This is a genomic window from Herbaspirillum camelliae, assembly GCF_001929405.1.
GTDB lineage: Bacteria > Pseudomonadota > Gammaproteobacteria > Burkholderiales > Burkholderiaceae_D > Herbaspirillum > Herbaspirillum seropedicae.
The window spans coordinates 3,459,107-3,479,586 of the sequence record NZ_KV880769.1; the positions used below are offsets into that span (position 1 = coordinate 3,459,107).

General features: G+C 62.8%; 13 protein-coding genes. 10 read left to right on the top strand and 3 right to left on the bottom strand.

The window, feature by feature from the left end; genetic code table 11:
- Positions 1-37 precede the first annotated feature (37 nt).
- The 10 genes from BGK68_RS15400 (at position 38) to BGK68_RS27835 (ending at position 17,306) form a co-directional block, all read left to right on the top strand.
- Positions 38-490 (top strand): Hsp20 family protein, encoded by a 453-nt coding sequence (locus tag BGK68_RS15400; RefSeq protein WP_013233827.1) that lies wholly within the window; start codon positions 38-40, stop codon positions 488-490.
- Positions 491-735: 245 nt separating this feature from the next.
- Positions 736-1,104, top strand: a complete 369-nt coding sequence (locus tag BGK68_RS15405) for an Hpt domain-containing protein (protein WP_075257818.1) — start codon at positions 736-738, stop codon at positions 1,102-1,104.
- A gap of 611 nt (positions 1,105-1,715) precedes the next feature.
- Positions 1,716-9,704: an autotransporter outer membrane beta-barrel domain-containing protein gene (locus tag BGK68_RS15410; RefSeq protein WP_143433068.1), complete on the top strand. Its 7,989-nt coding sequence runs from the start codon at positions 1,716-1,718 to the stop codon at positions 9,702-9,704.
- Entirely contained in the window at positions 9,701-10,195 is a 495-nt protein-coding gene (locus tag BGK68_RS15415) for a toxin-activating lysine-acyltransferase (protein ID WP_075257820.1), read from the top strand. The genes BGK68_RS15410 and BGK68_RS15415 overlap by 4 nt, the downstream gene beginning before the upstream one ends.
- 1 nt (position 10,196) lies before the next feature.
- Positions 10,197-10,478 (top strand): phosphopantetheine-binding protein, encoded by a 282-nt coding sequence (locus BGK68_RS15420; RefSeq protein WP_075257821.1) that lies wholly within the window; start codon positions 10,197-10,199, stop codon positions 10,476-10,478.
- Between the two features lie 186 nt (positions 10,479-10,664).
- The gene (locus BGK68_RS15425; RefSeq protein ID WP_075257822.1) at positions 10,665-12,116 is read left to right on the top strand and encodes an efflux transporter outer membrane subunit; all 1,452 of its coding nucleotides are present in this window, start codon (positions 10,665-10,667) and stop codon (positions 12,114-12,116) included.
- A gap of 2 nt (positions 12,117-12,118) precedes the next feature.
- Positions 12,119-13,195 (top strand): HlyD family secretion protein, encoded by a 1,077-nt coding sequence (locus tag BGK68_RS15430; RefSeq protein ID WP_075259852.1) that lies wholly within the window; start codon positions 12,119-12,121, stop codon positions 13,193-13,195.
- Positions 13,192-15,951 carry a ribosome-associated ATPase/putative transporter RbbA gene (rbbA, locus tag BGK68_RS15435; protein WP_075257823.1) on the top strand — a complete coding sequence of 920 codons (2,760 nt, stop codon included), beginning with the start codon at positions 13,192-13,194 and terminating at the stop codon, positions 15,949-15,951. Before BGK68_RS15430 ends, rbbA begins: the two co-directional genes overlap by 4 nt.
- Position 15,952: 1 nt before the next feature.
- Positions 15,953-17,080, top strand: coding sequence for an ABC transporter permease (locus tag BGK68_RS15440; RefSeq protein WP_075257824.1), 1,128 nt, complete (start codon positions 15,953-15,955; stop codon positions 17,078-17,080).
- 58 nt (positions 17,081-17,138) lie between these two features.
- Entirely contained in the window at positions 17,139-17,306 is a 168-nt protein-coding gene (locus BGK68_RS27835; RefSeq protein WP_158035460.1) for a hypothetical protein, read from the top strand.
- A gap of 20 nt (positions 17,307-17,326) precedes the next feature.
- Here the strand turns inward: BGK68_RS27835 and BGK68_RS15445 are convergent, their stop codons facing one another.
- The 3 genes from BGK68_RS15445 to parC form a co-directional block, all read right to left on the bottom strand.
- Positions 17,327-17,656: an addiction module antidote protein gene (locus BGK68_RS15445; protein WP_075257825.1), complete on the bottom strand. Its 330-nt coding sequence runs from the start codon at positions 17,654-17,656 to the stop codon at positions 17,327-17,329.
- Complete coding sequence (locus BGK68_RS15450) at positions 17,653-17,976, bottom strand: type II toxin-antitoxin system RelE/ParE family toxin (RefSeq protein ID WP_198937210.1); 324 nt, start codon at positions 17,974-17,976, stop codon at positions 17,653-17,655. The genes BGK68_RS15445 and BGK68_RS15450 overlap by 4 nt, the downstream gene beginning before the upstream one ends.
- A gap of 165 nt (positions 17,977-18,141) precedes the next feature.
- Complete coding sequence (gene parC, locus BGK68_RS15455; protein ID WP_075257827.1) at positions 18,142-20,457, bottom strand: DNA topoisomerase IV subunit A; 2,316 nt, start codon at positions 20,455-20,457, stop codon at positions 18,142-18,144.
- Positions 20,458-20,480: the final 23 nt, after the last annotated feature.

Below are 20,480 nucleotides of genomic sequence, written 5' to 3' on the forward strand. Positions count from 1 at the left end.
TGCGACGAAAACATCGCTTAACTGAAAGGATATTTTTATGCGTACTTTTGATCTCTCCCCCCTGTACCGTACCGCCATCGGCTTCGATCGCCTGGCCCAGATGTTCGACAACGCCCAGCGTGCCGATCAGCCCAGCTACCCCCCGTACAACATCGAACTGGTGGCCGAGGACAAATACCGCATCACCATGGCCGTCGCCGGTTTCGCCCGCAGCGAGATCGACATCGAGACCGAGAATGAAACCCTGAAGATCACCGGCCGCAAGCAGAAGGAAGACAAGCAGGTCAACTTCCTGCATCGCGGCATCGCCGCCCGCGATTTCGAACAGCGCTTCCAGCTGGCCAACCATATCAAGGTGGTCGGCGCCAACCTGGAAAACGGCCTGCTCAACATCGAGCTGGTCCGTGAGATTCCGGAAGCGCTCAAGCCGCGCAAGATCGAGATCGGCAGCCAGGACGACAACGTCCAGCGCCTCGAACGCGCGGCCTGATCGTCACCGTCCTGTCCTGCAGGAAAAAGCAGCCAACCGCCCGTCTCATCGGGCGGTTTTTTGCATGGGCGGCGGCAGTATTGATTGACGGCGATTACCTGCTTGGTTACGTTATGGTTCTACCTTGTGTTTCGGCTCACGAACCGGGCAAGTTGATCGGACCGCCCCGGAAGCTGCTCATTAAAGTTGGCAGAAGTGCAATATCTTGCGTATATTGTGATTGTGTCTGCCAAAGGGAGAAAAGCGTGAACGACTACCACTACCAGCACATCAATCCTGAACCCTTGCTCGAGGCCATGGGCGGTGATGCGACTGCCTGCCGCCACATGTTCGGCACCTTCGCCAAGAGTGCACCGGCCAACTTCGCACGCTTGGAAGCGGCCATCCTGGCCGATGATGCTGCCCAGGTCAAACGCGAAGCCCACAGCCTCAAGAGCATGACCGCCCTGGTCGGGGCGGCCGTGTTGACCGAAATGCTCAAGGCCGTCGAGGTGCAGTCGCGCACCGAACCGCCGCAGAGCGCCCGGGCCACGCTGCCCGAGCTGCGGACCCTGTTCGCCGCAGTCGCTGCCGAAGTGCAGCACTATGTGGATCAGGTAGGCGTGGCGCACTGACGAGCGTTTCCTGCCCCATCTTCCTCCTCCTCGCGCCGCCGGTGTCGATCCGGTCGTGGCGTCCCGCATCGGTAAAATAGTGATCTAGAAAAATTTCGAGTTTCTTCTCGAAATGTCAGCTTCCCTTCTGCGCGTGTGAAAGAAGAAGAACACGCCGCCTTCTCCGAGTGAACTTGCACTCGTATCCCTGTCCTTTGGGGTAATTGTTCGTTCATCTCCCAAAATCAATACTCCGTCGCACAAGCAAGTAAGAATAATCATCCGTCACGGAGGGGAGACGCCGATGGACGCCACTGTCAACGGGGTCACAACGAGCTTTGCGCGCTTTGCAACGGCACAGGCCGTCTGTCGCCCGCACCAGCACATTGCGCCTGTTTCCTGTCTTTTCGATCCCGCCGCTGTTGGGCTTGCTTGTGAGGGAGCCGCCATGGTAGCGGATGGCTCCCTGTCCACTCATCTACTACAACCAGCACGTCAAGCATCTGCGTCTGCGCACCGAAGCGACCACTCCGTGGCCGCTTTGCCGCAGGCGTTGGCGTAAGCGGAGCAGTCAGCGCAAAGCGAATTGCGCTGACTTGACAGCTCCGTCAATCATAAATAAGGAGAAAAACATGGGAAGCCGCCACGATTATTACGGAGACAATGAGTCCCAGATATGGGGGGGAGGGACCTGGAGCGATATCTACTATCACGGCACCGGTTCGATGGTGGTCAGGGCCAGCGCGCACCAGTCCGAGGCCGTGAAGCTATGGACTGATAAGCGGGCCAGGTATCTGGAGATGGGCATCGCCGCCTGGGGCGTGGGGATATGGGGCAGCGCCGACTCGTCTTCCATCGACGTCTATGGCTTATGCTGGGTAGACGTCAACGTGGGAGGGGGCAATCAGACGATCACGGCCTCCGGCCCAGGCGAGGTCAAGGTGCGCACCGCCGATGGCGATGACAATATCACCATCCCCGAAGGCGGCCGCTACAACCTCGTCGCAGTGGCCGGTGGCAAGGATAGCATCCATCTCGGGTTGGGGGTCGCGACCGAGATCATCAAGGGCAATGGCGCCTTGTCGCTGGACTGCTCGAAGTATCGATCGGGCTGGACCACGGTTGCCGCAGGTGTGCTCTCGGGCGAGAGCAAGATCCACTCCCGTGCCTATGGCAATACCATCAACATCGACCGCGTGGACGCACCGCTCGTGGTCGATATCTCCGGGCTGGAAGCCAACAAGTACTACGCCACCAAGGGTAACGGCAACCAGACGGTACGCGTGAACAGCGCCGGCTACAACATCGTCAGTACTGCCGACGGTGATGATGACATCACGGTGGTGGTCGGCGGACGCAACAACGACATCAGTACCGGAGATGGCGCGGACCGGGTTCGTATCAACAGCGGTATCAATGCCAGCGTCGTCAAGGGACTGGGCCGCCTGGACTATTCGCAGATGCTGTACCTGACAGGCAGCCTGGAGATCACCGCGCAGACAGCCCAGGTCAGCGGCTTCAGCAACTCCTTCAGCCTGAACCTGAAGATCGACAACCAGGACGCCAGCCAGCCCTGGAAAGTGGCGCGCTGGAAAACCTATGCGCTGGGCAATGCCGACCTGTCCGTCAACAGCCGTGGCTCGACCTGGTATGCCGATGTCTTCGGCGGCTCTTGGGCCAAAGCCAGCCTGGCCGGACAGAATTCGCTGCGGATCTCGGCCTTGCTGGGTACCACCATCAACGATAACGGCGGCAACAACTATCTGACCACCGGCGTGCAGTACGGCTCCATTGTCGTCTGGACCGATGTGGTGCGCAACACCTCCGGTGCGACCACCATCGATCTGCTGGGGCAGAAGCTGGACGTACATAACAACAGCGGCGCCGGCAACCTGTTCCTGTTCAACAATGGCGGGGTGGTCGGCAACCTCAACTTCGCGCGTAGTGGCAATGGCCTGATCGACGGTGAATTCGGCGCAGGCCTGGCCAGCAACATCGCCATGGGCCAAGACGCCAACTATGTGCTCAACGCCCGTAACAGCGGCAGCACCTACAGCTTCAGCCGCAACGGCAACGTCGTGCTGGATCTGGCCCGGCAGGGCCAATACCGGTTCGACGGCGGCTACGGCAATGCGGCGCTGCTGACCCACGGCAATTTGATGGCCAAGCAAAGCGCATCGACGACGGTGCACACCTTGGCCACGGTGACCAACGGCGCAGTGGCCGAGCTGGGCAGCGGATCTTCGGTGGTCATGCACGTTCCCATCACCTTGCCGGCCGATGCCCAGTTGCTGCTCTATAAGACAGGAGATGCCAGCCGGCCTCAGCTGGATCTCTACCTGGTCTATCAGGACGACCAGAAGCATACCGTCAGCCACCGCATCCAGTCACTGAAGCTGGCCGGCGCGCTGCCCTCGGTGCAGATCGACCTGGGCGGTCAGGGCAGTCTCTTGCTCAAGGATCTCAACAGCGACGTGGTGCGCCCCTTGCTGGGCACGGGCGCGAACGCGGTCTTCAAATACTTCGCCAATCGGGCTGGCAGCGGCAGTGATAGTTTCATCGCGCGCGGCGAGGAGGCATCGCTGCAGTCCGCCCTGGTGTCGATGTGGGGCGCCAAGAGCCTGTTGACCTTACCGGGACTGGCCAACATCGGCGGGATCTCCAACGGCAACTTCAAGCGCGGCGCGGTCGATTTCTCCACTGACTATCGCATCACTGACGATCCCAGCACCACGCTTGGTGCGGGTTCAGCGACGCTGACCGATTGGATACCCGATGCGTGGAACTTTGCGGCGCACGATAGCCCGTCAGGGAAAGGCAGCAAGTTCCTGCTGGTCGATGGCGGCCCCGATGTGACCAAAGCCTTCTGGCGTGCCGATGTGGCCGGACTGCAAGCCGGCCAGGACTATGCCCTGCAGTTCAGCATGATCGTTGCCGCTGGCCCCATCAATCAGCCGCGCTTGCAGCTCTATGTGAATGGCGTGGCCACCGGACCGGTGGTCAGTTCAAAATACGAGGACGCCTGGGTTGGTCGCAGCATCAGCTTCCATGTTCCTGAGGGCAGCGCCCCGGTGCGCCTTGAGCTCAAGGATCTGGAGCCTAGCCCTGCCTATAACGATTTTGCTTTTGGCAACGTGTCGGTGAAGCCCGTCGACATTGCCAACGTCGGCGCGATCTCCAATGGCGACTTCACTCACGGCTTGGCCGCCTTTTCCACCGACTATCGCATCACTGACGATCCCCGCCTCACGCTTGGTGCGGGTTCAGCGACGCTGACCGATTGGATACCCGATGCGTGGAACTTTGCGGCGCACGGCAGCCCGTCAGGGAAAGGCACCAAGTTCCTGCTGGTCGATGGCGGCCCCGATGTGACCAAAGCCTTCTGGCGTGCCGATGTGGCCGGACTACAAGCCGGCCAGGACTATGCCCTGCAATTCAGCATGATCGTTGCCGCTGGCCCCATCAATCCGCCCCGCTTGCAGCTTTACGTGAACGGCGTGGCCACCGGACCGGTGGTCAGTGCAAGATACGAGGACGCCTGGGCTGGTCGCAGCATCAGCTTCCATGTTCCTGATGGCAGCGCCCCGGTGCGCCTTGAGCTCAAGGATCTGGAGCCTAGCCCTGCCTATAACGATTTTGCTTTTGGCAACGTGTCGGTGAAGCCCGTCGACATCGCCAACGTCGGCGCGATCGCCAATGGCGACTTCACTCACGGCTTGGCCGCCTTTGCCACCGACTATCGTATCACTGACAATCCCCGCACCACGCTTGGTTGGGGTTCTGCGACGCTGACCGATCAGATGCCCGAGGGATGGGGTTTTGCCACGCGCAGCGGACCCACCGGTAATGGCAGCAAGTTCCTGCTGGTCGATGGCAGCCCCGATGTGAGCAAGGCCTTCTGGCGCGCCGAGGTGGCTGGACTGCAAGCTGGCCATGACTATGCACTGCAACTGAGCATGCTCAGTTCCGGTCCCAACCAGGCGCGCTTGCAGCTCTATGTGAATGGCGTGGCCACCGGTCCGGTGCTCACCTCAAGGGTTGAAGAAGCCTGGGCTGATCGCACCGTCAGCTTCCGCGCTCCTGCCGGCAGCGCCCCCGTGCTCCTTGAATTCAAGGATCTGGAGTCTAACTCTGCCTATAACGATTTTGGTTTTGGCAAAGTGTCGTTGAAGCCCATCAACACTGCCAACTTCGGCGTGATCTCCAATGGCGACTTCACTCACGGCTTGGCCGACTTTTCCACCGACTATCGCATCACTGACAATCCCCGCCTCACGCTTGGCTACGGTTCTGCGACGCTGACCGATCAGATGCCCGAGGGATGGGGTTTTGCCACGCGCAGCGGTCCCACCGGCGATGGCAGCAAGTTCCTGCTGGTCGACGGCGGCCCCGACGTGAGCAAGGCCTTCTGGCGCGCTGATGTAGGCGGACTGCAAGCCGGCCAGGACTATGCATTGAAATTGAGCATGATCAATAGCGCAGGTCCCAACCAGGCGCGCTTGCAGCTCTATGTGAACGGCGTGGCTACCGGCCCCGTGATCACCTCAAAGGCCGAGGAAGCCTGGGCCGTTCGCAGCATCAGCTTCCGCGCTCCAGTGGGCAGCGCTCCGGTGCGTCTCGAACTCAAGGATCTGGAGCCTAACCCTGCCTACAACGATTTCGGTTTTGGCAACGTGGTGCTGTCGCCCGAGTCGATGGCGGCCTCCGCGCTGGTGGATACCCCCACCTCGCAGGGCGTGGCGCTGGACTGGGCGCGCGGCGTGCGGGTGCTCCATGCGCAATCGGCCCAGGAGGTCGGCGAGCTGGCCACCCTGAGCACCTATCAGAATTACCTGCTGGCCAACAACGTCTATGGCGTGGCCGTGCTCAAGGACCTCGATCCTGTCAGCATTGCCACGCTGGCCCCTGAATTCTTCCGCCATGTGTCGGCGGCAGTGCTCAACGAATGGGGCAATTCGGGACGTCTGTCCAAGCTGACCGAGCCGCAGATCAAAGCCTTGCCGATCAATACGGTGCTGGAAATGCTGAACCAGGGCAGCGACCAGAAACTCTCTGCGGATGGCGCCGATCTGCTGTACCAGCGTCTGGCCAGCCGCATCGATGCCTTGTCGCACGAAGGGAACGCGCCGCTGACGGCGCAGATGCTGCCGGCCCCGGTGATCAGCCATCTGGGCGAGAGCACCCTGCGCAGCCTGGCCGGTTTGCCGTTGTATGGCACGCTCTCCACGGACCAGCGTCATGCGGTTGACGATGCGATCAAGCAGTTCGATATCGCCAGCACCCAACGTGCGCATCTGAACGGCATGTACTCGCTGCTCACCAACATGCCAGGACTGACGGCGGATGTGCTCCAGCAGATCCGCCCTGAGATGGACGATGTCGCGATCAAGAATGTGCTCGACCTGAAGCTGCCTGGCTGGAAGATGTGGCCCTATGGCTTCGCCTATTCGACGGTTTCCTCGGCGCGCAATTTCTTTTCGACCTGGGTGTACGACATGAAGAAGGCGCTACCGGAAGGACAATGGGAGGCGGGCGCCAGCCAGATCCGCGATACCATCAACCACTGGACCCCGGGAGAGGATGACGCGAGCAAGCAGTCCTTGCTGCACAGCTTCGACCAGCTCAACGCAGCCTACGGATCGGTCAAGGACCAGATCGCCAATGTCGACAAGGTCAACGGGCTCTACCAGAGCGTGCGCTTCTATGCCTCGCTGTACCGCCTGGTGTCGGCGGCGGGCGCCATGGGAGCCGATATCGAGAAGAGCGGCCAGGACAGCACGGCCAAAGCGCTGGCAGTCACCAAGCTGGTTTCCACCATGGCGTCTTGCCTGCAGGTGCCGGTGAACTACCTGATGCATGCCCTCGTCAGTCATGCGGTGGACGGGAACTTCAAGCAGTTCGGCGACGGCACGGAGTTCGGCAACGCATTGAAAGACAAGGACTTGCCCAATCCCTTCAAAAAGCTCTTCGAGATGCGCGGCGAAATGGCCTCGCCCATGAAGAGCGGTTCCATCGTCGGCGATTACACCGAGGCCCTCAAGACGTTCAAGGCGGAAGTGTCCAAGGTGGCCGCCCTGGCCGAGATCGATGGCGTGAACCACATCGTCGGCGAAGACGGGACATCGCTGCAGTCCATGCTCGACAGGCTGCTCGAGAGCAAGAAGAACGAGCCGCTCAAGATCGGCAGCAACAACGCCGAGGCCTTCCGTATCTGCACCACATCGCTGATCTGCCTGAGCGCCGACGTGGGCGGCATCATTACGGCGCTCTGGGGGGCGGTCGACACGGGCAAGGCCTTGGCAAACGGGGACGATCTGAGCAGCACCGAGATTGCCAGCAAGTCGCTGACTTTGCTGCAGCAATTGATCAGCTCGATCTCCAGCTTTGCCTATCTGGCCTCCGACGCGGCTTCCTGGCTCAATTCGATGGTCAACATCAACAAGTTCAGCTTCCTGTCGAAGTACACCAGCTCGCTGCCCGCCATCGAAGCCGCCGGCATCTCGGCGGGGGCGGTGCTCAGCCTGATCGCCACGGGGGTGGACATGATCCTGCATGGCCTGAATTACACGGCGCAAAATATCCTGCAACCGACGTTGGCGCTGATCCAGGACATGATCTTCATCACCCTGGACGTCATCGCCATGGCCGTCCCCGAGGTGCTGCCCTTTGTGGTGCTCTTCGAAGTGACCATGCCCAACTTCCAGAGCGCAGCCATGGCGGCTGTCATGTATGACCGTCTGTCGCTGATCAGCGATGTGAGCGGTTTGCTCGGCTATAACACCGCCGTGGCTCGTGATGGCGTCCTGGAGCAGGGCTACCTGGCTTCCTGCGCGCCGTTCAAGTCCTTGTACATGCTGCAGAACGCGCAGTACGGGCAGATGGTCGGTTCATCGATGCTGTTGGGGGCACTCGTCGGTCCTGCGGCCACTGCTGCGGTCACCACCACCCTCAAGAACCTCATCCAGTACGAACCGGACTTCAGCGATGCACCCGGCAACAACGTCAATGCCCAGTCCAACTTTGCCAAGCTGGTCTTGGCGGAAAACCTGCTCTTCAATTTCCTGACCTCCGATGTGCCTTACCTGAGCGGTGGCAGCGGCCTGATCGATTGGGGCCGGTACCGCGCCGGCGGGGGCGGCCAGCAGGCCGTGCGCGACAAGCTGGCCTTGCTGAGCAATCTCTATCAGCAGGACTTCCGCTTCATGCTCAACATCGCTTCCGGCAAGAATACGACGCTGCCCAACGGCCAGGCGGTCAGCCAGAATTCCTATGCCGTGCTCAGCGACATCGGTCCCTACACCGGCCTGGCCAAGATCGTCGCCCCTACGCACATGTACCACCAGCTGTGGCGACTGGGCCAAGATGGCGCGATCGATCTGTACCTGCCGGTGGCGCGCATGGCCGACATCGACAAGAACCTGCATCCAGATGTCATCAATGCGGTCAGCCTGAGCTTGTCGGGCGAGAGCGTGCATCTGAGCACCGCCGAGGGCAAGCGCGCCAATCTCTACTTCATCGGTGATGGCGCCAACCTCAAGGGCAAGGACGAGCATCTCTACCTGGAGAAGGGCAACTTCCTCATCAAGGTCACCAGCAGCGATGCGCAGCAACACATGGTGCTGCATGCCGGGGATGGCGCCAGCACCCTGGAGGGCGCACGCGAGATGATCGGCAGCGACCACGCCGCCACCATCTTCCTGGCCTCGGCCAAGACCCAGGTAGTCACCGGCAGCGCCAAACAGGCCGACACCCTGGGCTTTGCCGACAGCCTGAACCTGAGCACGGTCAGCATCAAGGAAGGCAAGATTTCCTATGAGTATCTGGACGGCAAAGACAGCAAGCAGGCCAGCCTGAGCTACAGCAACATCCAGAACTTCGCCATCTCGGACAAGACCGATCGCATCGACTTCTCGTTGGACGGCAATCATCCGGCCTCGCTGCTGGTGACCGATACGGCCAAGCAGATCGTCATCAACAGTGGCAAGCAGCCGGTGGTGATCCTGGCCGACAAGGCTGACAACAGCCGGGTCGATCTCTACAGCGCCACCGGCGAAGTCGCCGCCAATACCCTGGGCAACAAGGTGGTGGTTCACAAGGCAGGCAGCAGCGCCGATGACTTCTACGTGCTGTCCGCGCGTAGCGGTAACGAGCTGGACGCCTATGATGCCGCCGCCAAGACCTACTTCCAGATGCGCTCGGACGGACCAGGCATGGGACGTTCGAGCGCGGCATGGAAGGGACTGGCTTCCCTGCAGTCGGAGAATGCCTTCTCCTTCGGTCTGAACGATCTGCTGGATACGGCCAAGCCCGCCCAACTGTTCGTCAACGGCGGCGCCGGCAAGGAAGACACCACCATCGATCGTGTCGACCTGAGCAATATCGCTGGCAGCCTCATGAAGACCACCACGGTGCGACCCGAAGATATCCGCTTCTCCTTCAACAAGGACGATGCCGGCAGTTACAAGGTGGGTGACCACACCGTCTCCACCGGCGCGTCCTTGCTGACGGTGTCGGTGGCGGGGACCAACGTCATGGAGGTACACGCCCTGCGCAATATGGCGCCGGCCAAGGTGGACTTCTATCTCGACAACGTAGTGCTTTCCCATCAGGTGATCGGATGAAGAACATGATCAACCCCGTCGATCTGCAGCGCATCCTTGGCGGCGCGACCTTGCTGGCCGGAGCTTCGGCCCTGCACGGGCGCTATCCGGTGGGCTTCATGCTGGCGCGCTGGCGCGAAGCGCTGGCCAACAACAACTTCAACTACCTGGAGGCCTGCCACAAGGAAACCGGGCAAGCCCGGCCGCTGCAGTTCGTGGCCTGGAAGTTCGTCTCCGAAAGCTGGGTCGAGCAACTGCGCGCCTCGCAATCCAGGCTGGACTACTGGGGCCAGGAGATCGAGGATGGACCGTACCTGTTCATCATCGATCTGCTCTCGGCCGATATCGACCCGGTCTTCAGCTTGCGCAACCTGATCCATCAGTGCTTGCACCAGCGCGAGGTCAAGGGCGTGGCCTTCATCCGTTATCGCGACGAAGAACCCTCCGTGTGTGTCATCGAAGTGCCCAAGGTGTTGCGCAGCACCGATCATCAATCCCAGAAGGAGACATGAAATGGAATGGATCAATATCATCAATGAGGTCGTTCCCTACACCATGGGCGGGGCCCGCTACGGGGTCAAGCTGACCGGTGAAGAGGAGAGCTTCTATGACGCCGGTCTGGACAGCCTGGATGTGGCGGCCCTGAGCGTGTACCTGTGCGAAGTGTTGGCCGTGCCACCCTCGGTGGAGCGGGACGGCGATCTGGGCAATATCGCCGAGATGATCGCCTTCCTCGACAAGCATGCGGTCCGGCGTGACCTCACCGTGCCACAGATCAGGGCCTTGCTAGACTGATCGCCACCGGACCGGAGCCACTGGAGAGTGGCCCCGGTCCGGCGTGGATGGGATGGCCTGGTCTGGTCCTGAAATAACCAACCCATCAGTCAGTAACCTGACGCACATCAAGGGCTCAATCGGCTTGGATCTTCATAATGTGGACACAAAAGACGAACTTCGTCGCCACATTATCTGCCCACGCCGATGACCACCACGCGCCCGCTGCTGACGAGAACACGCCTGCTGCTGGCGGTCTTGCCCTTGTGCCTGACCGCCTGCCAGAGCCTGGCGCCGGATTACCAACGTCCCGCTGCACCGGTGGCTTCCGTCTATCCGGACGGGCTAGTCAATGAGGTGGCCAGCGCGCCGCTGCCATGGCGCGACTATTTCACCGATCCCCATCTGCAAGCCCTCATCACCCAGGCGCTGGAGAACAACCGCGACCTGCGCACAGCCGTCTTGCGGGTGCAGGAGGCACAAGCCTTGTATGGCATCGGGCATGCCGACCTGTTTCCTACCATTGGCGCGCAGGCCGGGCTGGATCGTTCGCGCACACCTGCTGACCTCAACCTGACCCGTCGCCCGCTGGTGGGCAGCGCCTACCAGGCCGGGCTGGGCCTGAGCAGCTGGGAGATCGACCTGTGGGGCCGCCTGCGCAGTCTCGACGACGCCGCCCTGGAAAGCGCACGCGCCAGCCAGGCCACGCGCAGCGCCGTCGCCCTGAGCCTGATGGCGCAAGTGGCCGATGCCTGGCTGGAACTGGCCGAACTCGACGAGCGCCTGGAGATCGCCAACCAGACCATCGCCAGCCGGCAAGAGAGTTTCCGCATCTTTTCACGCCGGGTGGAAGTAGGGGCGACCTCGCGCCTGAACCTGACCCAGATCGAAACCCTGCTCACCCAGGCCCAGGCCCTGGGAGCACAACTGCAGCAGCAACGCGCCCAGCGCCTCAATGCACTGACCCTGCTGGTGGGTAGCCCCGTAGCGCTGCCGGTTGGGCAGGCGCGCACCGGGCTGGATGCCGTGTTTGCGCCGCTGCAGCCGGGCTTGCCGGCGCTGTTGCTCACGCGCCGGCCCGACGTGGCTGCCGCCGAGCATCGCCTCATGGCCGCCAACGCCAATATCGGCGCGGCGCGCGCGGCCTTCTTCCCCAGCATTTCCTTGACCGGCAATGTCGGCACGGCCAGCGCTGAACTGAGCGGCCTGTTCCGCGACGGCAGCCATGCCTGGACCTTCTCGCCGAGCATCACGCTGCCTATCTTTACCGCAGGCCGGCTGCGCAACAACCTGGCGTTGAGCGAGGTGCGCCGCGACCTGGCCGTGGCCGCTTACGAAAAGACGGTGCAGACGGCCTTTCGCGAAGTCGCCGATGCCCTGGCCGCGCGCCAGTGGCTCACGCAGCAGCTGGAGATTGCACAGTCCGCCGTGCGCGTACAGCGCGAGCGGGCAAGGCTGTCGGCGCTGCGCTATGACAATGGCGCTGCGCCTTTCCTCGACGTGCTCGACGCCCAGCGCGACCTCTTGAGCGCCCAGCAGCAACTGGTGCAGATCAGGCGCGCACTGCTGTCTTCCTCGGTGGCGCTGTATGCGGCGCTGGGCGGGGAGGGCGTTGCCGCAGTCCTATCATCACCTTCCCCCTCTCGTTCCGGGTCATGATCATGAAGCTTCCCCTTCTCAAGAAACCCCTGCTGGCCGGGGCCGCATTGCTGCTGTTGCTGGGTGCTGCGTTCTTTGCCTGGCAGCGCCTGCATCACAGCGGCCCCGGTGAGGGCTTCGCCAGCGGCAATGGCCGCATCGAGGCGACCGAAGTGGATGTGGCCACCAAGCTGGGCGGCAGGGTCGAGGCCATCCTTGTCAACGAGGGCGATTTCGTCAGCGCCGGCCAGCCGCTGGCGCGCATGCAGGTGCTGTCGCTGCAGGCCCAGCGCGACGAAGCCCTGGCGCACCAACAGCAATCCCTCTCCGCCGTGGCCAGCGCCGAAGCCCAGGTGGCGGTGCGCCAGAGCGATTACCAGGCGGCCCTGGCCCAGACGGTCCAGCGCGAGAGCGAACTGGACGCCGCCCGTCGTCGCCTGGCGCGCTCTGAAGTGCTGGTGCGCGAAGGCGCTTCCTCGGTGCAGGAAGTCGATGATGACCGCGCCCGCGTGCGCAGCATGGACGCGGCGGTCACCGCCTCCAAGGCCCAGGTGACGGCGGCCGAGGCGGCCGTGGTGGCCGCGCGCACCCAGGTCAGCGGGGCCAGGTCCACCGTGACGGCGGCGCAGGCGACGGTCCAGCGCATCAAGGTGGATATCGACGACAGCACCTTGGCCGCACCGCGCGCGGGCCGCGTGCAATATCGCATCGCCCAGCCGGGTGAAGTGCTGGGCGGTGGCGGCAAGGTGCTCAACCTGGTGGACCTCAGCGATGTCTACATGACCTTCTTCCTGCCCGAGGTGGTGGCCGGCAAGCTGGCGCTGGGCAGCGAGGCCCGCATCATCCTTGATGCCGCGCCTCAGTACGTGATCCCGGCGCGCATCTCCTTCGTCGCCAGCACCGCGCAGTTCACGCCCAAGACGGTGGAAACGGCTAGCGAGCGCCAGAAGCTGATGTTTCGTGTGAAGGCGCAGATCGATCCGGCGCTGCTGCAACAGCACCTGACGCTGGTCAAGACGGGGTTGCCTGGCGTGGCCTGGGTCAGGACTGACCAGAACCAGCCCTGGCCGGCGCAACTGGCCGTGCAGGTCCCGCAATGAATACGCTCCCGGGCGGCGCTTGCGTGGCCCGCCTGGAGCGGGTCGCCCTGCGCTATGGCAAGACCGTGGCGCTGGACGCGGTGTCGCTGGACATCCCCGCCAGCTGCATGGTCGGCCTGATCGGCCCCGATGGCGTGGGCAAGTCCAGCCTGCTATCGCTGGTGGCCGGCGCACGCGCGCTGCAGCAGGGCGAACTGGCAGTGCTGGGCGGCGACATGCGCCAGCAGCGTCATCGCCAGCAGGCCTGCCCGCGCATCGCCTACATGCCGCAGGGCTTGGGCAAGAATCTCTATCCCACCTTGTCGGTGGAAGAAAACCTGCAATTCTTTGGCCGCCTGTTCGGCCAGGATGCTAGCGAACGCCGCCGCCGCATCGATGAACTGACCACCAGCACAGGCCTGGACAAGTTCCTGGCGCGCCCGGCCGGCAAGCTCTCCGGCGGCATGAAGCAAAAGCTGGGCTTGTGCTGTTCGCTCATCCACGATCCCGACCTGCTGATCCTGGATGAGCCCACCACCGGCGTGGACCCGCTCTCGCGCGCCCAGTTCTGGGACCTCATCGCCCACATCCGCCAGCAGCGCGCCGGCATGAGCGTCATCGTGGCCACCGCCTACATGGAAGAGGCCGACCGCTTCGACTGGCTGGTGGCCATGGATGAGGGCAGGGTGTTGGCCACCGGTACACCGGTACAGTTGCATCAGCGTACCGGTACAGATTCGCTGGAAGAGGCCTTCATCGCCTTGCTGCCCGAAGAAAAACGGCGCGGCCACCAGGCCGTGCAGGTCACGCCGCTGGACGACACCATCGATAGTGGCGTGGCCATCGAGGCCAAGGGGCTGACCATGCGCTTTGGCGATTTCCTGGCGGTGGACCATGTGGACTTTCGCATCCGGCGTGGCGAGATCTTTGGTTTCCTCGGCTCCAATGGTTGCGGCAAGTCCACCACGATGAAGATGCTCACCGGCCTGTTGCCGGCCAGCGAAGGCCAGGCTTGGCTGTTCGGACGCGAGGTCGATCCGCGCGACATGGCCACGCGCGCGCGGGTGGGCTACATGTCGCAGGCCTTTTCGCTGTATGGCGAACTGAGCGTGCGGCAGAACCTGGTCTTGCATGCGCGCCTGTACCGCGTCCCCGAAGACCAGATTGTCGCGCGCACCGAAGAAATGGCCAGCCGCTTCGGCCTGCTGGAGGTGATGGACAGCCTGCCCGAAAGCCTGCCGCTGGGCATACGCCAGCGCCTGTCGCTGGCCGTGGCGATGGTCCACAAGCCCGAACTGCTGATCCTGGATGAACCGACCTCGGGCGTGGACCCGATCGCCCGCGACCTGTTCTGGCAACTGATGATCGGCCTGGCGCGACAAGACCAGGTGACCATTTTCATTTCCACCCACTTCATGAACGAGGCGCTGCGCTGCGACCGCATCTCGCTCATGCATGCAGGCCGGGTGCTGGTCAGCGCCACGCCGCAGGCGCTGATGCAGCAGCGCGGCGCGGATACGCTGGAACAGGCCTTTATCGGCTATCTGGAAGAGGCAGCAGGGAAGGGCAGCAGCACCGCCGCGACTGCCAGCGCCGTGGCCGTCGCCGTGGCGCCGCCTGCCGCGACCCCATCCCCTCGCCTGAGCCGCTGGCGCACCAGCCTGGGCCGGGCGCTGAGCTACAGCCAGCGCGAGAGCCTGGAGCTGCGCCGCGATCCGGTGCGCGCCACGCTGGCCTTGCTGGGCACGGCCATCCTGATGTTCATCATCGGCTATGGCATCAACCTCGACGTGGAAAACCTCAGCTACGCCGTGCTCGACCGCGACCAGACCGGCCTGAGCCAGAACTACGCGCTGAACCTCTCAGGCTCGCGCTACTTCATCGAGAAGCCGCCCATCAGCGATTACCAGGAACTGGACCGGCGCATGCGCAGCGGCGAGATTTCCCTGGCCATCGAGATCCCGCCCGGCTTTGCCCGCGACATCGCGCGCGGTCACTCGGTGGAGGTGGGCGCCTGGGTCGATGGCGCCATGCCGACGCGCGCCGAGACCGTGCGCGGCTACGTCCAGGGCATGCATCAGTTATGGCTGGCCGACATGGCCACGCACCGGCTCGGGCAAAGCCTGGCCATGCCCGCCCGCATCGAAACGCGCTATCGCTACAACCCCGATGTGAAGAGCCTGCCGGCCATGGTGCCGGCCATCATCCCGCTCTTGCTGATGATGATCCCGGCCATGCTGACGGCTTTGTCGGTGGTGCGCGAGAAGGAGCTGGGTTCCATCCTCAACCTGTATGTCACCCCGGTGAGCCGCACCGAATTCCTGCTGGGCAAGCAGTTGCCCTACCTGCTATTGGGCATGCTCAATTTCGCCATGCTCACGCTGCTGGCCGTGACCGTGTTCGGCGTACCGGTCAAGGGCAGCCTGTTGACGCTGACGCTGGCTGCGCTGGTGTTCGTCATCTGTTCCACTGGCTTGGGTCTCTTGGCCTCCACCTTCACCAACAGCCAGATCGCGGCGCTGTTCGTGACCATGATCGGCACCATCATTCCCTGCGTGCAGTTCGCCGGCCTGTTGAATCCGGTCTCGTCGCTGGAGGGCATGGGCGCGCTGATCGGCCAGATCTATCCGGCCACGCACTTCCTGACCATCAGCCGGGGTGTGTTCAGCAAGGCGCTCGCGCTGGGCGACCTCACGTCCTCGTTCTGGCCGCTGGTAGTGGCCGCGCCCGTGATCCTGGGCTTGTCGGTGCTGTTGCTCAAGAAGCAGGAGCGGTGAGATGCGCAATTCCTGGGCCAACATCTACCGTCTGGGCATCAAGGAGCTGTGGAGCCTCTTGCGTGATCCGGCCATGCTGGTGCTCATTGCCTACACCTTTTCGCTCTCGATCTACGTGGCCGCCACGGCCATGCCGGAGAGCCTGCACAACGCCGCCATCGCCATCGTGGACAACGACGGTTCGCCGCTGTCGGCGCGCATTGCCGCTTCCTTCTATCCGCCGCATTTCAAGGTGGCCAGGCTGGTCACGGCCCGGCAAGCCGATGCCGGATTGGATGATGGCGTCTACACCTTCGTCTTGGACATCCCCGCCGACTTCCAGCGTGATGTGCTGGCCGGACGCGCTCCAGCAGTTCAACTGAATGTGGACGCCACCCGCATGAGCCAGGCCTTCACCGGCAACAGCTACATCCAGCAGATGGTCACCAACGAGGTCACGCAGTTCGTGCAGCGCCAGGAGGGCGCGGCCAGCGCGCCGGTCAGCCTGGCCTTGCGCATGCGCTTCAATCCCAACCTGGAGCAGTCCTGGTTCGGTTCGTTGATGGAGATCATCAACAACGTCACCATGCTCTCCATCATCCTGACCGGCGCCGCGCTTATCCGTGAGCGCGAGCACGGCACCATCGAACACCTGCTGGTGATGCCGGTGACGCCAGCAGAGATCATGCTGGCCAAGGTCTGGTCCATGGGCGTGGTGGTGGCGCTGGCGGCGCTGGCGTCGCTGCTGTTGATCGTGCGGGGCGCCTTGCATGTGCCCATCGAAGGTTCGGTGGCGCTGTTCATGCTGGTCACTTGCCTGCATCTGTTTGCCACTACCTCGATGGGCATCTTCATGGCCACGCTGGCGCGCTCGATGCCGCAGTTTGGCATGTTGACGGTGCTGGTGCTGCTGCCGCTGCAATTGCTGTCGGGCGGCTCCACGCCACGCGAGAGCATGCCCGTGCTGGTACAGGACATCATGCTGGCCGCCCCGACCACGCACTTCGTGGCGGCCGGGCAAGCCATCCTGTACCGCGGCGCTGGCCTGGAAGTGATCTGGCCGCAACTGCTGGCCATCTTTGGCATTGGCGCGGTGCTGTTCATGGCGGCGCTGGGCCGCTTCAGGAAGACCATCAGCCAGATGGCGTGATGGCGATATCGCCCCGCCTGCCCGGCGCAGGCGGGGGCAACTTGACCGGAGAACCACCATGCCCGACCTGACCAGTCCTTCCGCCCTGATCCCCGCGGCCAGCATCGGCCTGCTATTGCTCGGATATGGCCTGCGCCGCTATCGCTGGGCGCCGTATTGCATGCTCGCCGGGGCGTTTGGCTTGCTGGGGGTGTTGTTGTATCGGGTGTCGGTGGCGATTGCTTGATGATCCCGTCGGAGGAGAAATCAGGCGTGCGCGGGATGTTCCGGCTCGACCGACAAGCGCATTCCAACCGTCTTTAGCACGGCCAGCAGTGTCTTGAGCGTTGGGTTTCCCTTGGGGGACAAGGTGCGGTACAAGGATTCGCGACTGATCCCGGCCTCGGCCGCGACGGCGGCCAATCCGCCATACGCTTCTGCTACGGTACGCAGTGCCAGCAGACCGGCAGCACGGTCATCAGGATTGTCGAGCGATTCCATGGCTGCCTTCAAATAGGCAACTGCCAGCGCATGATCCGCACGTAATTCGGCAATCTCCCGCTCATGATGAGAGACCGCAGCTTTGATCTTGTTCATGTTTGCCTCCGCTTCCATTCTTCCCAATATTGCCTGGCCAACCTGATATCACCTTGCTGTGAGCGCTTGTCGCCGCCACATAAAAGGATCACCAGGGTCTTTCCGTGCTGACCACAATAGACACGATATCCCGCTCCCACATGGACCCGTAGCTCGATTACTCCGTCGCCGACGGCTTCGCAATCGCCGAAGTTGCCGGCTTGAACCTGACGCAAGCGTATCCGGATGCGGGCCTGCGCGACTTTGTCGCGCAATTGATCCAGCCATTCAGAAACTGGTTCACGCCCGTCCCGGCGTTGATATCGGAGTAATTCGACCATGCGGATGATTGTAGCTTATAAGCTACGCCCATCGTTTGATCTTCTCTTTCTTGCATGAAAGCTCGAATTGTATTGTCGCTATGTTAGGTTCAGCAGGGTTGCGGACGCAAAATCGCCCCCTATGCCTGCCGGCGAGGGGGCGATTTTCAGTGAGCAGAAAGCGCGTCAGACCTGCGCCCGCAATCCCATCACCTTGATACGCGATTCCAGCGCCTTGCCCTTGCGGGCGCGCTTGCCGATATGCAGGGCCAGCGAGACGGCCGACAAGGCAATCTCCTTGGCCTTGCCCACATTGCCGGTGCCGTACACCACCACACCCTTCTGGCTGATGGCCTGGGCGGCGACCAGCTTCTCGTTCTTTTCCAGCTCCATCAGGTTCACGCCACGGCCACCGGAAGAGAGCGTCTTCATCTCGTCCAGGCCAAACACCAGCAGACGGCCATTGCCGGAGACGCAGGCAACCGCGCTGGCATCTGCAGCCACCGGGGTCGGAGCCAGTGGCAGGGCGCCTTCATCGAGCGTGAAGAAGGCCTTGCCGCCCTTGACCCGGCCAAACATGTCGGAAGCCTTGGCGATGAAGCCCGCCGCCGCATCCGAGGCCAGCAGCAGCGTGGTGTCGGCGGGACCGGCGAAGTAGTGCAGGATGCTGCTGCCGCTGGCCAGTTCCACCAACGTGGTCACAGGCACGCCGTCGCCACGCGCATTGGGCAGGGCATTGACGGCAATGGTATAGACCCGGCCATTGGAGCCGAAGGCCAGCAGGTTGTCCACGGTGCGGCACTCGAACACGCCATAGAGGCTGTCGCCGGCCTTGAAGGTGAATTGCGTGGCATCGTGGCCATGGCCGGTGCGTGCGCGCACCCAGCCTTTCTGCGAAATAATCACCGTCACCGGTTCATCGATCACCTTCTGTTCGAAGGTGGCGCGCTCGGCTTCTTCGATGATGGTGCGGCGGGCGTCGCCATAGGTCTTGGCGTCGCCTTCGATTTCCTTGATGACCAGCTTCTTCATCGAGGCAGGATTGTCCAGCAGGTCCTGCAGCGTGGTCTTCTCGCCGCGCAGCTCGGCCAGCTCCTGCTGGATCTTGATGGCTTCCAGGCGGGCCAATTGGCGCAGGCGGATTTCCAGGATGTCTTCGGCCTGGCGGTCGGAGAGATTGAAGGCCTCGATCAGGGCCGGCTTGGGTTCATCCGATTCGCGGATGATCCTGATGACCTTGTCGATGTTGAGCAGCACCGCTTCCCGGCCTTCCAGGATGTGGATGCGGTCGTTGACCTTCTGCATGCGGAATTGCGTGCGGCGGGTCACGGTCTCGAAGCGGAAGCTGATCCACTCGGTCAGGATGTCGGTCAGGTTCTTCTGACGCGGACGGCCATCGCCGCCGATCATCACCAGGTTCAGCGAGGCGCTGGTTTCTAGCGAAGTCTGGGCCAACAGCGTGTTCATGAACTCGGTCTGGTCCTGGTTCTTGGACTTGGGTTCGAACACCAGGCGCACCGGCGCTTCACGACCGGACTCGTCGCGCACGGCGTCGAGCAGGCCGAGGATGGCGGCTTTCTGGGCCTGCTGTTCGGGCGTCAGCGACTTCTTGCCCAGCTTGACCTTGGGGTTGGTCAGTTCTTCGATTTCTTCCAGCACCCGCTGCGAGGAGACGCCCGGCGGCAGTTCGGTAATGACCGCCTGCCACTGGCCGCGCGCCAGTTCTTCGATCTTCCAGCGTGCGCGCACTTTCAGGCTGCCACGGCCGCTCTGGTACATGTCGGCGATGGTGGCCTGCGGGGTGATGATCTGGCCGCCACCGGGGAAGTCGGGGCCGGGGATGAGCTCCATCAGTTCGGCGTGGCTGATCTTGGGGTTACGGATCATCGCCACGGCGGCCTTGGCCACTTCGGTCAGATTGTGCGAAGGAATCTCGGTGGCCATGCCCACGGCAATGCCGGAAGCGCCGTTCAACAGCAGGAAGGGCAGGCGCGCCGGCAAGAGGCGCGGTTCTTCGGTGGAACCATCGTAGTTGGGTTGGAACTCCACCGTACCCATGTCTATTTCATCGAGCAGCAGCTTGCTGATGGGCGTCAGGCGTGCTTCGGTGTAGCGCATTGCCGCCGCGCCGTCGCCATCGCGCGAACCGAAGTTGCCGTGGCCGTCGATGAGCGGATAGCGCAGCGAAAAGTCCTGGGCCATGCGCACCAGCGCGTCATACACCGACTGGTCGCCGTGCGGGTGCAGCTTGCCCAGCACGTCGCCGACCACGGCGGCGGACTTGCGCGGTTTGGCCGCCGAGTTCAGCGACAGTTCATTCATCGCATAGAGGATGCGGCGCTGCACCGGCTTCTGGCCGTCGGCCACGTCGGGCAGGGCGCGGCCCTTGACCACCGAGATCGCATAGTCGAGATAGGCGCGCTCGGCGAAGGTGGACAGCGTCAGCGATTCGCCATCGGGCGCGCTCGGGGCTTGGTCGAACAGGGTCGGTTGATCGGTCATGGGGCGTAGTCTTCTTGTGTCAC

What these genes read in the sequence shown, in the direction of transcription:
- BGK68_RS15400 (WP_013233827.1), top strand. Translation starts at nt 38, where the DNA reads ATGCGTACTTTTGATCTCTCCCCCCTGTACCGTACCGCCATCGGCTTC.
- BGK68_RS15410 (WP_143433068.1), top strand. Translation starts at nt 1,716, where the DNA reads ATGGGAAGCCGCCACGATTATTACGGAGACAATGAGTCCCAGATATGG.
- BGK68_RS15415 (WP_075257820.1), top strand. Translation starts at nt 9,701, where the DNA reads ATGAAGAACATGATCAACCCCGTCGATCTGCAGCGCATCCTTGGCGGC.
- BGK68_RS15420 (WP_075257821.1), top strand. Translation starts at nt 10,197, where the DNA reads ATGGAATGGATCAATATCATCAATGAGGTCGTTCCCTACACCATGGGC.
- BGK68_RS15425 (WP_075257822.1), top strand. Translation starts at nt 10,665, where the DNA reads ATGACCACCACGCGCCCGCTGCTGACGAGAACACGCCTGCTGCTGGCG.
- BGK68_RS15430 (WP_075259852.1), top strand. Translation starts at nt 12,119, where the DNA reads ATGAAGCTTCCCCTTCTCAAGAAACCCCTGCTGGCCGGGGCCGCATTG.
- rbbA (WP_075257823.1), top strand. Translation starts at nt 13,192, where the DNA reads ATGAATACGCTCCCGGGCGGCGCTTGCGTGGCCCGCCTGGAGCGGGTC.
- BGK68_RS15440 (WP_075257824.1), top strand. Translation starts at nt 15,953, where the DNA reads ATGCGCAATTCCTGGGCCAACATCTACCGTCTGGGCATCAAGGAGCTG.
- BGK68_RS27835 (WP_158035460.1), top strand. Translation starts at nt 17,139, where the DNA reads ATGCCCGACCTGACCAGTCCTTCCGCCCTGATCCCCGCGGCCAGCATC.
- BGK68_RS15445 (WP_075257825.1), bottom strand. Translation starts at nt 17,656, where the DNA reads ATGAACAAGATCAAAGCTGCGGTCTCTCATCATGAGCGGGAGATTGCC.
- BGK68_RS15450 (WP_198937210.1), bottom strand. Translation starts at nt 17,976, where the DNA reads ATGGTCGAATTACTCCGATATCAACGCCGGGACGGGCGTGAACCAGTT.
- parC (WP_075257827.1), bottom strand. Translation starts at nt 20,457, where the DNA reads ATGACCGATCAACCGACCCTGTTCGACCAAGCCCCGAGCGCGCCCGAT.